This window comes from Pseudoalteromonas sp. T1lg10 (assembly GCF_002964545.1).
Taxonomy (GTDB): Bacteria; Pseudomonadota; Gammaproteobacteria; order Enterobacterales; family Alteromonadaceae; genus Pseudoalteromonas.
The window spans coordinates 172,669-186,674 of the sequence record NZ_PQBV01000037.1; the positions used below are offsets into that span (position 1 = coordinate 172,669).

The following is a 14,006-nucleotide window of genomic DNA, read 5'->3' on the forward strand; positions in this document are numbered from 1 at the left end:
GTATTCTAACCAACTGAACTACCACTCCACAGAGTAAGCAAACTGGGATAATTGGCGGAGTGGACGGGACTCGAACCCGCGACCCCCGGCGTGACAGGCCGGTATTCTAACCAACTGAACTACCACTCCGCTTTATCCAAACTGTTCAGGACTCTGCCCTGACAGCGGCGTGAATGATACGAATCACCCCTTGGTGAGTCAACAGTTTTTTTGAAATTTTAAGGCTTTTTTAGTCATCTGGCATCGAAAGGTTTAAAATTTCACCTGATTTATCACTTTTTGAGCCATTTTTACCTAAGTTTGCTTGTAAAGCACTGATATAGCCTTGTTGTTTTTTCCACCAAAACAGCAAATTAGCACCTGACATTAGTGGCTTTTTCAGAGCGAAAACACGACGAAACAGGTACCGATCAACAAATAATCAACTTGCCCGGCACCCGCTAGCGCAACTCATTGCCTGCGGATAACAAAGAAGGCACGTTATCCTGCACATCCTTGTTGTAAAAGCCTGGTATTTATTCACCACGCCATAAACAGCTGCCACCCTCTTTGGCGACCAAGTCCAAACGCTCTTCATGCTCAGCCAGCTCAGCTTCGCTGGCGCGTATCACACTAAGCGGGGCTCGATCGCTCGATAGGCGGATAATACCGCCGCTGTTGGCACTGTCTTGTTGTTCGTTATTTTGCGCTAGATTCAGTTTTTTCTGGCCCCCGGTCATGGCCAGGTAAACATCGGCCAAGATCTCGGCATCCAGTAAGGCGCCGTGCAAGGTTCGCTTTGAGTTATCTATATCATAGCGACGACATAAGGCATCCAAACTGTTCTTTTGACCCGGGTGCATATTTCGGGCCATAACCAGGGTGTCGAGAACCTCACAGACGTCCGCGGTTTTTGGCAGGCCGCGATTAAGCAGGGCAAATTCGTGATCCATAAAGCCGACGTCGAACGGCGCATTATGAATGACAAGCTCAGCACCGCGAATATAGTCAAGAAACTCATCGGCTACCTGATGATACAAGGGCTTACCCTTTAGAAATTCGGTGGTGATACCGTGTACATCTATGGCTTCGTCTTCGATACCCCGTTGCGGATTGATATAAACATGAAAGTTATTGCCGGTCAGGCGGCGATTAACCAATTCCACACAGCCTATTTCTATAATGCGATGGCCGTCTTTGGGGTTGATGCCCGTGGTTTCGGTATCTAGGACTATTTGTCTTTGCGCCATATCAGTTTACGCTCATATTTGCTATCTTTGCTGCTTCGGACATTGTACATAATAACAAGGTAAAGCGTGCAAAAAAGCGTAGAAATTTATACCGACGGCTCCTGTTTAGGTAATCCCGGACCGGGCGGCTACGGCGTGTTATTACGCTACGGAGAACATCAAAAGACGCTCAGCCAGGGCTATAAGAACACCACCAATAATCGTATGGAGCTACTTGCGGCCATTGTCGCCCTGGAATCCCTTAAACGCCCCTGTCATGTCGATATCACCACCGACAGCCAATACGTAAAACAAGGCATTGAAAGTTGGATAGACAATTGGAAGAAGCGCAACTGGCGCACCGCCAATAAACAGCCGGTAAAGAATGTCGACCTATGGCAACGTCTTGATGCAGCTCGTACTGCACACCAGGTAAGCTGGCACTGGGTAAAGGGTCACAGCGGCCATGATGAAAATGAAATCGTTGATGATTTAGCCCGTGATGCGGCCATGAGCCATAATTTATTGGTGGATGAGGGCTACCAAGGTTAGTCCCAAAGATGCCGCCGCCGTTAGCCGAGGCTAACTTTACTCAAGGGTGTGAATGTTATATAACGAATGGATATAACTTATAACTAATTTTGGAATAGCTATGTCACTCAAGGTCATTCCCTTTTTCCATGATGACAGTAACACCCTGAGTTACATTCTTTATTGCGCCCATACTAAGGTCGCGGCGGTGATAGACGCCGTCGCCGACTATAACAGCGAGTCGCATACCCTCAGCTATAGCAGCGCCGACAAGCTGCTGGCCTATATCAATAAGCATCAGTTACAGCTGCAGTGGATCATTGAAACCCATGTTCATGCCGATCACCTCAGCGCCTGCGCCTATCTGCGCCAGCACAGTCACGGGAAAATCGTGGTCAGCGAGCATATCACCGAAGTGCAACAAACCCTGAAACCCATCTATCAACTGGACTGCGCCACCGATGGCTCGCAATTCGATGTGCATGTTAAAGACGGCGATATTTTAGCTCTGGGTGACCTGAATATTGAGATTATTGCCACCCCGGGCCACACGCCCGATGGCATTAGCCTCTATTGCAATAATCAGGTGTTTATTGGCGACACCCTGTTTATGCCGGACTCCGGCAGCGCCCGTTGCGATTTTCCCAATGGCAGTGCAGCACAGCTGTATGACTCCATCACTCGCCTGCTGGCCCTACCCGGGCACACCAAGGTGTGGGTTTGTCATGATTATCAGCCCAATGACCGCGCCCTGGATTGCCACAGTACTATCTTGGAGCAACGCCAGGCAAATGTGCATTTGCAACAGCACAAAGAGGATTTTATCGCCCAACGTCAATTGCGAGATGCCAGCCTGAACAAGCCAAGACTGATGGATATCGCCGTGCCCTTTAATCTACAGGGGGCGCTGGTCCTTTAAGGTTTTGTTGGTGCGTCCTCGGCGACTCACCTCCACACCCTTGATGGCGGGCTTAAAGGTTGGACGAGCCTGCCACTTGGGTTTGATTGGCGTCAAAGGTGTCACTCTTTTGCGCGCCACCAGCATATAGACACTGCCCATGGGTTTTAGATAATGACGGCAAAAGCTGCGCCAGCGAGCAAAGCTGGATAACCGTGAGCCACGCGCTAAAGAGGCGTGCAAAAAACGCTCCTCGGCAACCAATTCAAACCCCAGTAAATCCAGCCAGTCTTTAACCCTTGAGGGGGTAAAGAAACGACCGCTCCAAGGTAATTTTTTTCGGCTAAATGGCATCAAACTGGCTAAGCCACAAAAACTAAGAGGATTAAAACCGGTAATAACTATATAGCCACCGGCTATCAGGGTGCGATGGGCTTCCCTGAGTATATGGTGGGGATCTGTGTTGTATTCCAGGCACAGGCTTAAAACACAGGCATCAACACTGCCCTCGGCAAAGGGCAACTCATCCACCTCGGCAATCACCCCGGCCTTTGGCGTACGCGCCGCCACTCCAACCTGGTGCTTGATGGGACTGGCGGAAGTATCCAGTTGCACGCTGAGATCGCCTATTTTCAACAGGTGATAGCCAAACATGCGCTCCAGCCAAGGCTGCATCTTGCGTTCAATATCGCTTTGCAGATACTCGCCATGAGGAAACTGCCCCCAGGCATGGGGCGGCGGATGTCTTTGCAAACTCAGTGCTGGTTTCACACAATTAGCTCGTTATACTAATGAATATGTTAACGATATAGAGCAATGGCCCATGGTGCAAGTAGAGGCAATAAAAGCCTACAAGGATAATTATATTTGGGCGCTACAAGGTAGCGATAATAAACAGGTAGTAGTCGTCGACCCAGGCCTTGCAGAGCCGGTTTTTGACTACCTTAAGGAGCAAGGCAAAACTCTGGCCGCCATCCTTATTACCCACCATCACTGGGATCACACCACAGGGGTGGAAGCACTCAAACAGGCCTATCCACAAATCACAGTGTACGGGCCTAAAAACAGTCCCTTTACTGATGTCGATGTCGCACTTGGCGACGGCGATACGCTAAGCGTGCTTGGATACGACTTTAAAGTTCGTACCACCCCAGGACACACGCTTGATCATATTTGTTATATCGGAGTCGGCCTGGTTTTCTGTGGTGACACCCTGTTTAGCGGCGGTTGTGGGCGTCTGTTTGAAGGCAGCGCCGAGCAGATGTGGCAATCAATGCAGGTTTTTCGGGCGTTAGATGACAACACACAAGTTTATTGCACCCATGAATATACGCAGGCCAATATGCAGTTTGCTGCTGCCAGTCAGCCCAATAATGCAGATGTCTTAGTCTACAAGCGCCAGGTCGAGGCCAAGCGTGAGCAGGATCTAAACACCTTGCCGAGCACCATAGGCCTGGAAAAACGCATCAATCCATTTTTGCGTGCCGATGAAATAGCCCTGAGCGCCCTTCCCCCGCAATATCGGCCACAACAGGACGATGCGGTGGCCAAGTTTGCCGCCCTGCGCGCCTGGAAGGATAACTTCTAAGGCCATTGCGAGCTCGGCAAACTGTGCAAAATTTGTCTACGCTCATAACTTTTTGCTAGTATGCGCGCAGTTTTTGCAAAAATTAACGGTTCATGAACAAGATTACCTATTCGCTGGCATTGTTGTTGGCACTATTAACGGGCTGTACGGCAACCGAGACCACTCCGGTGGCACAATTACCGGATAATGGCGCCAGCCCGCAAGAAATAAGTGAAGCGCTCACCCTGGACCTGCTCGATGATGGGCAGCAGCTTGAGGCCGACAGCGAAGAGCCGGTACCCGTTTTTGATGATGTATGGGAGCGCATTCGCTTCCAGCTCTCTATCGACATACCACAAAATCGCCCTGTGGTGACCGAGCGTAATTATTATGCCCGTCATCAAGCCTATCTGGATCGCATCTCACAACGCGCCGAACCGTATCTTTACTACATAGTTGAAGAAGTGGAAAAGCGGCAGATGCCCATCGAAATCGCCCTGTTACCCATTGTTGAAAGTGCCTTTGACCCCTATGGCTACTCCCATCGCAGCGCCAGTGGTATCTGGCAATTTATGCCGCAAACAGGCAAGCGTTTCGGCTTAAAGCAAAACTGGTGGTACGACGGTCGTCGCGATATTCCCGAGTCGACGCGCGCGGCTCTAGATTACCTGTCATATTTGCACAAAACCCTTGAGGGCGATTGGCTTAACGCCATCGCCGCCTATAACTCGGGCGAAGGCCGGGTGATGCGCGCCATTAAAAAGAACCGTCGCAAACACTTACCTACCGACTTCTGGTCCTTAGAGCTACCTAAAGAAACCACCGCCTATGTGCCTAAGCTGTTGGCCCTTGCCGACTTGCTAAAGCGTCAGGATGAGTTTGGTGTACGTTGGAATAAAATCGTTAACGCCCAGGTCGTTGACCGCGTCGATGCCGGTACGCAAATCGATCTTGAGATGGCAGCAAAAATGGCGGGCATTTCCTTGTCGGAGCTATACCGCCTGAATCCAGCTTTTAACCGCTGGGCCAGCGACCCTGAAGGGCCACATCATTTATTACTGCCGCTCGACAGCATAGAGCGCTTCGAGAAGCGTCTGGCGACGGCACAACTCAAAGACCGCATGCGCTGGCAACAGTATGCTGTGCGCTCCGGCGACAGCCTGTCCTTGATTGCCCGCAAGCACAACACCAATGTTAAAGCCATTCAAAGCCTTAACTCCTTATCGTCCACCAATATCCGCGTCGGCCAGACCCTGATGATCCCCTTATCGGACCAGGGTGCCGCCCATCTACCCGAGCGTGTACGTTTGGCTGTTAATGGCGGTTCAAGTGTGACCCGAAGCCATACGGTGAAATCCGGCGATACCCTGTGGGATCTCAGTCGCGAATATGATGTGACAGTAGCCCAGCTTAAAGCCTGGAATAACCTTAAAGACAATGCGGTGCTGCGCCTGGGACAAAAGTTAAAAATTCGCCAGGCGGCCAACTCGGGGGGCGTTAAAAGTGTTAACCGCACCATCACCTACAAGGTGCGCCGCGGTGATTCCCTCTCGCGTATCGCCTCGCAGTTTGGTCTGCGCGTCAGCGACATTCAAAAGTGGAATAAACTGGACAGCAAAAAATACCTGCAGCCTGGGCAAAAACTCAAACTGATTGTCGATGTAAAACGCGGGTAATTTATGAACGAAAAAAGCGCTCCTTGAGCGCTTTTTTTTATAATTTAAAGAGTAGTTTATTACCTGCTTAAGATTGCGCTACCAAGCGCTCCACCCAAGGCAGAGCGACAGGCTCGGGCTCAAAATCAACCATGGCATCAATATCCAAGCGTGGTTGGATAATCTTGCCTTGTAGCTCAATAAGGAGCTCTTCAAACTGGCGTCCACCGCCGCAAAAAGTCTCGCCATAACTGCTATCGCCGAGGGCAATCACGGCACAAGGTTTAGCACCCAGTAGCGGAAACTGATCTTGCAAACCTAAATACAGTGGCAAGATGTTATCCGGCAAGTCGCCCTGCCCCGTGGTCGAAGTGACAACCAAAATCTGTTCGGCGGCAATAATATCTTCCACCTGAGGGTTATCTACTAGCTTAGCACTGCCGCCCAACTCGTTAATATGAGCGCTGAGGGTTTCGGCAAGACGTTCGGCGGCGCCATACACACTGCCGTAAAAAATACTTATGGTTGCCATTTATGGTCCTTTACATAATACCAATTCATTTAAATAGCTAATCATTCTAGCGGGCTAAATATCATGCTAACAGCCTTGGTATAATAACTTTCTTCGCTTTGCGGCCAGCCCAAGCGTGCAAAAATTGCCAAAGCCTGCTCGCCAAGGGGCGCACGAATATGAATTCTTGTTTGCGTATAAGGATGCACAAAGTACAGATCCGTTGCAAACAGCATAAGGCGGGTGCAGTCGAAATGGTCAATAAAAAAGTGGTTTTGGGTGTTATCACCATGGTTTACGTCATTAATAATGGGATGGTTAATGCCGTTAAGGTGACGACGGATCTGATGCTTGCGCCCGGTCTTCGGCCAACACTCCACCAGCGAATAACGCACACTGGGGAATTTTCCTAGGCTTACTGGCAGGCTTGCCTGATGCAGGCAATGCACCTGAGTTTGCGCCTCTTGCGGCCCTTTATTGGTGTCGGCAAACTTATCGGCAATTTTATCCAGCTTTTCTTTTAATGGCCGGTCGATAAACCTATCTTCTGGTGCAAAGCCACGTACTAAAGCCAAATAACGTTTACAGATCAGCTTGTCGCTAAACAGAGTTTGCGCATCCCGCGCCGCTTCGCTGCTAAGGGCGAACAACAAGACGCCTGAAGTAGGCCTGTCGAGACGATGCAAAGGGTAAACATGCTGACCTATTTGGTCACGCAGCATTTGCATCGCAAACTGAGTTTCTCTTTTGTCTATGGGCGAGCGATGCACCAGCAAGCCGGACGGCTTATTGATAGCAATAAAATGCTCGTCGCGATAAAGGATCTCCAAGGGCTCAACGGGCAGCACCTCAATCTCATGCGACTGTGTTTGCTCACTCATAAGTGCCACCCGCATCGTGGCTTAAATGCTGATCCAAAGCAGTAAGCACCTTATGCACGTCCAAGTAACGTCCGGGCCACTGTACCTCGGCCATGGGTGTCAGCGCTATGCTACTTGGCAGCACGGCGCGATTTTGTACCAAGACGCGCATTTTTACGATAAAGACAAATTGCAACCACTGCTCAAAACGCAGGGTATCGACGCAAAAGGGCTGCCCAGAGTGCAGCAAATGCGCATCTATGGGTTCGGCTTGCCACAATTTATGTGCCTGTAATTGAGTTTCTAGCTGCTGTAACAGCGACGCGGTTTTATCGTACATACTAGGAATTAAAAAAATTTAGCAGCCGCCATAATAGCATTTCCCTTGGGTTGATGACGCAATATGCCTATAATTTGCGGAATTTTATTTCCAGGAGCAGCCCATGACTGCAAATATTGCCACCCTAGCCGAGCTACTCGACGCCGCAGGTACTACCTGGCGGGTGTACGACATTGGCCGTCGCGTGCAGAAACTAGATAAAGCCACCTTTGCCGACATCGAGTCAACCAAGCAGGCTTATCCTTTCCCTTTGGCACAGCATGCCCTACTCGCCATACAATTCTGGGATGCCAAGGCCTCCGCCGAACCCTATGTGTGGTTTTTAAAGTTGCCACTGGATGAGCAAAGTAAACTGGTTGCCGCCAGTCGCGATCACTTCGCCAACATGGTGCTAGAAGCCGTGGGGACTCAATTACTGGGTGATGAAAAAGAGCAAAGCAAGCTCGACAACAACCCTTATGTGTTTACCCCCAATGCCAATAAGCGCGCAGCCTTTAATGCGCATATTAAGGTAGAGCTACGCCAAAGTGCATCTCAGTATTATGAGCACACGCAGCTGTATTTCAGCGGTAAACTGGGTTGGCAGCAGTGGCAAAGCATAGCGGTGCAAGGGCTGGCGGATTTTGCCGCGCGCTTAAACCAAGGCGATAACGAGCAGCGGTTATGCAGCGCTTGGGAACATCTTCCCGCCGAGGTACGCCAGCCTTTAGCGGCACAACTGGAAAACGCTCAGGTATCGACACAGGTGGCAGAGATGCTACAGCAATCGATACAGCATGCCTTAGGTAAAAATGACAAAGCCTTGTTGATAGACAGCCTGCGTGCTATCAGCTTTGCTCCTGCTTCTGGCATCTGTTGCGCCGCCATCGATGAGGTCCTGGCATCAAACTGGGCTGAAGATGCGGATATTTGTCAGGTGATCGCCGGGCGTTTATGGACTCACCTGCAAGCGCCGGAACGCCTTGCCGCCTTTATGGAGAAAAGTGCGCAAATCAAATCCGAACAGCCTGTTTTTGCCAGCCTTTTTGCCGATCTCGTTGCAATCCCAACGCTGCGCCCCCATGTCTTAGCCATGTTAAGGTGCGAGCAACGCTCTGAAGCGCTGTCGCGGGCAATTGGAGGCTTGTTCTCTTAGTGGCAACTTTATGGATGTTAATGCTGGTCGCGGCGGTGATCGGCTTATTTTGGTATCAGCGCAAGTTAGCTGAACAGGCGCGGATACATGCGCAGCATCAGTGCCAACAGCTGGGTGTTCAGCTTGTCAGTGTGGCCTGTCTAAAATGGCGTATTGGTATATTAACTAACGGTAAGTTGGGAATACGTAGCACTTATCTGTTTGAGTTTTCGAGCGATGGTGAGAGCTTGTATCAAGGAAAGCTGTATATGGACAATGAGCGCCTGCACGGCAAAGACATTCCGCCACACAAAATATAAAGCGCAAATGTAAGACATAAAACTAAGGCGTGACCTTGGTCACGCCCTAATCTAACTCTTCCCTGTGCGATATCCTCTATCGCTGACCACCATGGTCGTCCTTATACCTTCCTGGTTCGATTACCTATCTTAACCGACAGCACTCCGTGCCCTAATTCCTGCTTCGTCCTGAAGTGTCCACTTGCCATCTTGGCTATTCCTAGGCTCCAAGCCTTCCCTGTACTTCCTGTACTCCAGTCCCTGAACGGCTTTCCTAACCGTCTATTCCCTTGCTATTCCTGCAACACCTTGCTTTGTTGGCCTCTATCCCTTCCTTGGCCCAGTACATCCTGCACCCTTGTCTTCCTGACTCTTATAATGATAGAGAAAAATGCCGCCAATACAGCCATTAGGAAGTAATCAAAACCAGTGTCATTAAAATGACATAAAAACAAATACCTTTAAAATCATGGCATTGAAATTTTTTTGATGCTTTTTTAGAAAGTAAAACACAGGAATACCGCACATCAATGTGAGATATTTCCTACAAGCGAATTTCCCTATACGCCATTGCTTTTATGTTTGAAAAGCAGCTCGCCACTGACCTTACTAAATTGCAATGTCTGCAATACTTCAAAACCGTGGCTGATAAAAAAGTCGATATGAGGTTGTTGGGTGACAAACACGGCCATGCCTTTAAGATCATTATCCTCCTGCATCAGGCTATCCAGGCTATTTAACAGATAATGCCCTAAGCCATGACGTTGGCTTTGCGGCGCTACGGCAATAAAGGCCAAAAACAAATAATTACCCATGGTTTGCAAGGCATTGCGTATGGTTTGCTCTTTTTCAATAAGCTGCTGGGTAGTCAGGTAACCGGCGCTCATCATTAATTTCAAACGCCAATGCCAGTAACGCTGGGCCGGCAAGGATGCCGCCGAGGCAAACACGCAGGCGATGGCCTGTAACCTGTCGTCTTCAAATAACCCCACCAAAGGTTGTTTGGCCTGCCAAAAGGTATGCAGCTCTTCTCGAATTAAGGCGCGCAATTTCTTTTCGTAGTGTTGCTCTGACTGTTCATGGCCATGGAGCAATTCCCGCATTAATGGGTCGTTATGATAGGCTTGATAAATCAGGCTGGCGGCTACGTTTAAGTCCTCTGGAGTAAGGTATTTGACCCTGTATTCGACGGTCACTGACATAGAATTTCCTTGTTATCATTGTTGTTCTATATTTAAACATAGTTGCTATCAACAAAATTGAGAAACTCATGGATACCTCAAAGCACAGTATGAATACCCTGTTCGATCAATTGGGTCTGCCGAGCAGCGATAGCCAGATTGAACAGTTTGTTAGTAATCACAAACTAGATAACAGTCTTAAACTTGCAGATGCGCCGTTTTGGTCCAATGCCCAGCGTCATTTTATTAGTGAATCTCTTGCCGAGGATGCAGATTGGGCGGAACTCATTGATATTCTTGATGCTCAGCTTAGACACTAGGCTGTAACCGGGCGAATTTGGCGCCAGCACTGGGCTTGCGGACAGTTTGGGTTCAGCAAAATCGCACTACACTGCGCGGATATTTTTCGCCCCCGAGCGAATCCGCCTTTATAATGCGTCGATTTTCAGTAAGAGGACCTAGCACAATGAACCCTGTGGTGTTTGAAGCGATCAAAGCCCTATTGGCTCAAAACAAAACCCCTACCGTTGCCCTAACCAAATCCATGTTAAGCGAACCTGTGCCCATGCCGATGATCATCGCTGCGGTCAGCCAATACAAAAATAACCCTGAAGCCTTCAAGAACATGGTTATTGAACCTAGTACACAGATCTCGCAACAAAAATCTTCGCAACTGGATCGTATTGAGCAAAAACTTGATAAACTATTGGCTTTATTAGAAGCCAAGAAATAAAGATGTTTGTTGCCGATTTAACCTTTGACTGTTATCAAGATACTCAATTAGCCGACGCCGAGCAGGCAATCAACCAAATGGTGGTGGCGCTGCGCGCGAATGGGCAGATAATCGGTGACGAATTTCCCACGGTATTAAAAGAGGGCTACTTTCTTACCCGGGTCATGTGCCCAGAAGAAGACTCGCTGCACCCCTTGCATCACAGCCCTTTTGTTAAACACGCCATCAACAAACTTAATGAAGCCGGACTGCTGGCGCCCAAGGTTAAGGTGATCGGTCAGGATATTCATGCCAACAGTGCCGACGCCTGCGCCGAGCCGAGCTGTTATATTCTCTATACCACCTATTTGCATACCTGCAGCCCGCTGTATTGTGGCGATGATTTCTTGCCGGTGCCACTTTATAAGCTCCCCGCCATTGCCAATGGCGATTACAAGACCTTAATCAAGTGGCAAGAAGACTGGCAGGCCTGCGACCAACTGCAGATTAACGGTGCCACCCGTGCAGAATTTGCGGCGCTAGATGAAATGAGCCTGCTCGATAGCTCGCTCACCCGCCGAGGTCTGGACTTGAGCAAGCGCATTCGTTTTCTTACCAAAAAGCCGGTGTACTACTATTTGTACCGAGTTGGTGGGGAGAGCCTGCAGCACGAACAACAGCGCCGCTGTCCGGGCTGTGATGGCGAGTGGGCACTCGCCGAACCTTGGTTTGGCTTATTCGATTTCCGTTGTGATAGCTGTGAGCTGGTCTCGAATATTTCCTGGGATCACCAATAGGATCAGATCACCTCAATGGCGTCTAAAAAGGCGCCGATATTCTCAGCTAATACATGATGCGGCTCCTTGCCCACATATTCTAGGCACACGGCGCCGTCGCTTAAGCGCACCGTCAGCAAGAGATCGTCCTGCTCGGTTAAACCGATAAACACAGTATCTTGCTGCTTTAAACGGCGCTTCATCAGCACATGACCGGTAATATTTTGCTGCAAACGCACAAAGTCTTCTTCATTCCAGGGCAATAACAACTCGATACCGTGACCATCGATTTGCGCCGGCAAGTTACCGCCATAGCAGCTGCAAAACAGCTGCTCCAATTGCGCCGGGAATTCAACCTCTAACGCCTTGGCCAAATCGCTTAAGGTCGCCTTATCATCGCGCACATAAGTTTGCCACTGTACTTGTTCGCCCTGCTCGGTGCCGCTGATGGCCGCCGGACTAGGTGACTCGGGGTCGATATAGGCCAAAGGATTAGAATTAAACTGGGCCTGGTGCTTATCGATATGGGTTTGTAGTGCCTGTTGGAGTTGTGTGCTTACACTCATGCATGCTTTCCGTAAATTCGTTATAATGACGTCATTGTAACTAGATTTATAGCATCATGACAGATTACCGTAACGCCCCCGAGCTGCAGGCCAGCATGCTGGGTAAAACCACCGAATACAAAGACTCTTACGATGCGAGTCTGCTCTACCCCATTGCCCGTAAGCTTAACCGCGATGATTTAGGCATAAATGAGCAGGCGCTGCCATTTCAAGGCGAAGACCTGTGGACCGGCTATGAGCTTTCCTGGCTCAATAGCAAGGGCAAACCACAAGTGGCGGTAGCGGAATTTGTGTTTCCCTGCCAAAGCCCAAGCATTATCGAGTCCAAATCGTTTAAGCTGTATTTGAACAGCTTTAATCAGACGCGCTTTGAGAGTATGGACAAGGTACGGAAAGTTCTTGAAGCGGATCTGAGTCAGGCAGTGCAAACTCAGGTTAAGGTAAGCTTGTACGGACCGGACGACACATCTTTGTTTGCCGCCACGCCAATGCCGGGTTTCTGTATCGATGAGCTGGATATAGAAATTGATACCTTCGACCTTGACCCGGCGCTGTTACAACTTGCACCTAATAGCGAACAGGTAGAGCAAACCCTGCATAGCCACCTACTCAAGTCGAACTGTTTGATCACCTCGCAGCCGGACTGGGCCAGTGTGGTGATACGTTATAAAGGACCGCAACTGAGTCATGAGTCCCTGCTGCGCTACCTGGTATCGTTTCGCTCCCACAACGAGTTTCATGAGCAATGCGTAGAGCGTATTTTTAGCGATATTATGGCGCTGGCCAAACCGCAAGAACTAGAGGTCTATGCCCGTTACACCCGTCGCGGCGGCTTGGACATCAACCCCTATCGCTCAACGCATCAGCAACATATTCCCTTTAGTCTGCGTATTAATCGTCAATAACGCTGGGCACCGCCATGGCGCAGGTATCTATGTAGTTCGGGGTGGCCACAAACCAGTCCTCCGGGCGGTTCTTTCGAGCCGCTACCAGCGCCCCAAAGCGTGGCGAGTCGGTACGCATCACGCGAATTTTTGGCTGTTGCGCCACTTCCAATTGACTGGCAAATTGCAAGTCTTGAATAGGATTAAAGGGCATTTGCTTGCTACTAGGACGCTGTAACTGCTGCAGGTGCTCCATGCCACTTAGGACGCGACCAAATACCGTGATGTTTTTATCCAAATAGCGCGGGGCGTGGCCTATTACCACATAAAACTCACTGGTGGCACTGTCTACACCATTGCCTCGGGCCATGCCTAGGGCGCCCATACAATGGAGCTGCCAGGTTTGCGTACCTGCTTCATTTTGACCTACGGCAAAGCCGTTGATAAAGCCACTGCGCGGCGCATAACCGTCATTGTAATTAACTTGGATATCAAGGGGCATGGGCTGCTCACTGTGCCAGACGAACTCCTGCTGCAGCGGCGCAATATCGGTTTTTTGCTCCCCGGCCCCACCTTGGGCGACAAAGCCTTCAACAAAGCGATACATGCTTAGCCCTTGATAGAATCCGGCTTTGGTCAACTCGCGCAGTCTCTGCACATGCTTAGGGGCCAACAGTGGGTTCACCTCAAGATACACGGAGCCGGTTTGCAGGGTGAGGATCATCAGATTATCGCTATCCACCTGACGCCAGTCCGACTCCTGAGCGGCGGCGATAATTTGCCCCGGCGATTGCGCAGCTGGCTTAGCCGGGTTAAAGGCATATGCCCTAGGAGTTAATTGACCGCTCATTTGCGCAGCCAAAAGCCCCGCGCTGAGCAAGGCTAAGGATTTTTTTATCATTAT

Annotated in this window: 19 protein-coding genes and 1 tRNA gene; 10 read left to right on the top strand and 10 right to left on the bottom strand. The window is 49.8% G+C overall.

Annotated features, from left to right (window positions below; genetic code table 11):
* Positions 1 to 52: 52 nt before the first annotated feature.
* From C2M17_RS09515 to dnaQ, 3 genes are all read right to left on the bottom strand, one after another.
* A tRNA-Asp gene (locus tag C2M17_RS09515) sits at positions 53 to 129 on the bottom strand.
* 100 nt (positions 130 to 229) lie between these two features.
* Positions 230 to 367 (bottom strand): hypothetical protein, encoded by a 138-nt coding sequence (locus tag C2M17_RS15855; protein ID WP_158677884.1) that lies wholly within the window; start codon positions 365 to 367, stop codon positions 230 to 232.
* 148 nt (positions 368 to 515) lie between these two features.
* The gene (gene dnaQ, locus C2M17_RS09520) at positions 516 to 1,229 is read right to left on the bottom strand and encodes a DNA polymerase III subunit epsilon (RefSeq protein ID WP_105200560.1); all 714 of its coding nucleotides are present in this window, start codon (positions 1,227 to 1,229) and stop codon (positions 516 to 518) included.
* A 66-nt stretch (positions 1,230 to 1,295) separates the two neighbouring features.
* Between dnaQ and rnhA the strand changes: the two genes are divergently transcribed.
* Together rnhA and C2M17_RS09530 are read left to right on the top strand one after the other, a co-directional pair.
* Entirely contained in the window at positions 1,296 to 1,760 is a 465-nt protein-coding gene (gene rnhA, locus C2M17_RS09525; protein WP_105200561.1) for a ribonuclease HI, read from the top strand.
* A 100-nt stretch (positions 1,761 to 1,860) separates the two neighbouring features.
* The gene (locus tag C2M17_RS09530) at positions 1,861 to 2,658 is read left to right on the top strand and encodes an MBL fold metallo-hydrolase (protein ID WP_105200562.1); all 798 of its coding nucleotides are present in this window, start codon (positions 1,861 to 1,863) and stop codon (positions 2,656 to 2,658) included.
* On the opposite strand, the gene C2M17_RS09535 is transcribed toward C2M17_RS09530, so the two are convergent.
* A complete protein-coding gene (locus C2M17_RS09535; protein ID WP_105200563.1) occupies positions 2,635 to 3,408 on the bottom strand; it encodes a class I SAM-dependent methyltransferase in 774 nt (257 codons plus the stop codon). The genes C2M17_RS09530 and C2M17_RS09535 overlap by 24 nt on opposite strands.
* Positions 3,409 to 3,460: 52 nt before the next feature.
* Between C2M17_RS09535 and gloB the strand changes: the two genes are divergently transcribed.
* Complete coding sequence (gloB, locus tag C2M17_RS09540; RefSeq protein WP_105200564.1) at positions 3,461 to 4,225, top strand: hydroxyacylglutathione hydrolase; 765 nt, start codon at positions 3,461 to 3,463, stop codon at positions 4,223 to 4,225.
* A 92-nt stretch (positions 4,226 to 4,317) separates the two neighbouring features.
* Complete coding sequence (locus tag C2M17_RS09545; RefSeq protein ID WP_105200565.1) at positions 4,318 to 5,880, top strand: LysM peptidoglycan-binding domain-containing protein; 1,563 nt, start codon at positions 4,318 to 4,320, stop codon at positions 5,878 to 5,880.
* Positions 5,881 to 5,947: 67 nt separating this feature from the next.
* Here the strand turns inward: C2M17_RS09545 and C2M17_RS09550 are convergent, their stop codons facing one another.
* From C2M17_RS09550 to C2M17_RS09560, 3 genes are read right to left on the bottom strand one after another with little or no spacing between them, the layout of a single operon-like run.
* Entirely contained in the window at positions 5,948 to 6,391 is a 444-nt protein-coding gene (locus tag C2M17_RS09550) for a flavodoxin (protein WP_105200566.1), read from the bottom strand.
* Between the two features lie 41 nt (positions 6,392 to 6,432).
* Positions 6,433 to 7,251 (bottom strand): tRNA pseudouridine(65) synthase TruC, encoded by an 819-nt coding sequence (gene truC / locus C2M17_RS09555; RefSeq protein ID WP_105200567.1) that lies wholly within the window; start codon positions 7,249 to 7,251, stop codon positions 6,433 to 6,435.
* A complete protein-coding gene (locus tag C2M17_RS09560; protein ID WP_105200568.1) occupies positions 7,244 to 7,570 on the bottom strand; it encodes a YqcC family protein in 327 nt (108 codons plus the stop codon). Before C2M17_RS09560 ends, truC begins: the two co-directional genes overlap by 8 nt.
* Before the next feature lie 103 nt (positions 7,571 to 7,673).
* Between C2M17_RS09560 and C2M17_RS09565 the strand changes: the two genes are divergently transcribed.
* Positions 7,674 to 8,705, top strand: coding sequence for a DUF3549 family protein (locus tag C2M17_RS09565; RefSeq protein ID WP_105200569.1), 1,032 nt, complete (start codon positions 7,674 to 7,676; stop codon positions 8,703 to 8,705).
* Between the two features lie 14 nt (positions 8,706 to 8,719).
* Positions 8,720 to 9,004: a DUF3301 domain-containing protein gene (locus C2M17_RS09570; RefSeq protein WP_442792519.1), complete on the top strand. Its 285-nt coding sequence runs from the start codon at positions 8,720 to 8,722 to the stop codon at positions 9,002 to 9,004.
* A 539-nt stretch (positions 9,005 to 9,543) separates the two neighbouring features.
* On the opposite strand, the gene C2M17_RS09575 is transcribed toward C2M17_RS09570, so the two are convergent.
* Positions 9,544 to 10,185, bottom strand: a complete 642-nt coding sequence (locus C2M17_RS09575; RefSeq protein ID WP_105200571.1) for a GNAT family N-acetyltransferase — start codon at positions 10,183 to 10,185, stop codon at positions 9,544 to 9,546.
* Between the two features lie 68 nt (positions 10,186 to 10,253).
* Between C2M17_RS09575 and C2M17_RS09580 the strand changes: the two genes are divergently transcribed.
* The 3 genes from C2M17_RS09580 (at position 10,254) to C2M17_RS09590 (ending at position 11,673) form a co-directional block, all read left to right on the top strand.
* Positions 10,254 to 10,484, top strand: a complete 231-nt coding sequence (locus C2M17_RS09580) for a DUF2789 domain-containing protein (RefSeq protein WP_105200572.1) — start codon at positions 10,254 to 10,256, stop codon at positions 10,482 to 10,484.
* A 146-nt stretch (positions 10,485 to 10,630) separates the two neighbouring features.
* Positions 10,631 to 10,897 (top strand): hypothetical protein, encoded by a 267-nt coding sequence (locus C2M17_RS09585; RefSeq protein ID WP_105200573.1) that lies wholly within the window; start codon positions 10,631 to 10,633, stop codon positions 10,895 to 10,897.
* 2 nt (positions 10,898 to 10,899) lie between these two features.
* On the top strand, positions 10,900 to 11,673 hold the full coding sequence (locus tag C2M17_RS09590; RefSeq protein WP_105200574.1) for a Zn-ribbon-containing protein: 774 nt from the start codon (positions 10,900 to 10,902) through the stop codon (positions 11,671 to 11,673).
* Positions 11,674 to 11,675: 2 nt separating this feature from the next.
* Here C2M17_RS09590 and syd read toward each other — a convergent pair whose 3' ends face one another.
* Positions 11,676 to 12,218, bottom strand: coding sequence for a SecY-interacting protein (gene syd / locus C2M17_RS09595; RefSeq protein WP_105200575.1), 543 nt, complete (start codon positions 12,216 to 12,218; stop codon positions 11,676 to 11,678).
* A gap of 56 nt (positions 12,219 to 12,274) precedes the next feature.
* Here syd and queF point away from each other — a divergent pair, with 56 nt between their 5' ends.
* A complete protein-coding gene (gene queF, locus C2M17_RS09600) occupies positions 12,275 to 13,123 on the top strand; it encodes an NADPH-dependent 7-cyano-7-deazaguanine reductase QueF (RefSeq protein WP_105200576.1) in 849 nt (282 codons plus the stop codon).
* Here the strand turns inward: queF and C2M17_RS09605 are convergent.
* Positions 13,110 to 14,003, bottom strand: coding sequence for a peptidylprolyl isomerase (locus C2M17_RS09605; protein ID WP_105200577.1), 894 nt, complete (start codon positions 14,001 to 14,003; stop codon positions 13,110 to 13,112). The two genes, queF and C2M17_RS09605, sit on opposite strands and share 14 nt — an antisense overlap.
* Between the last annotated feature and the right edge of the window lie 3 nt (positions 14,004 to 14,006).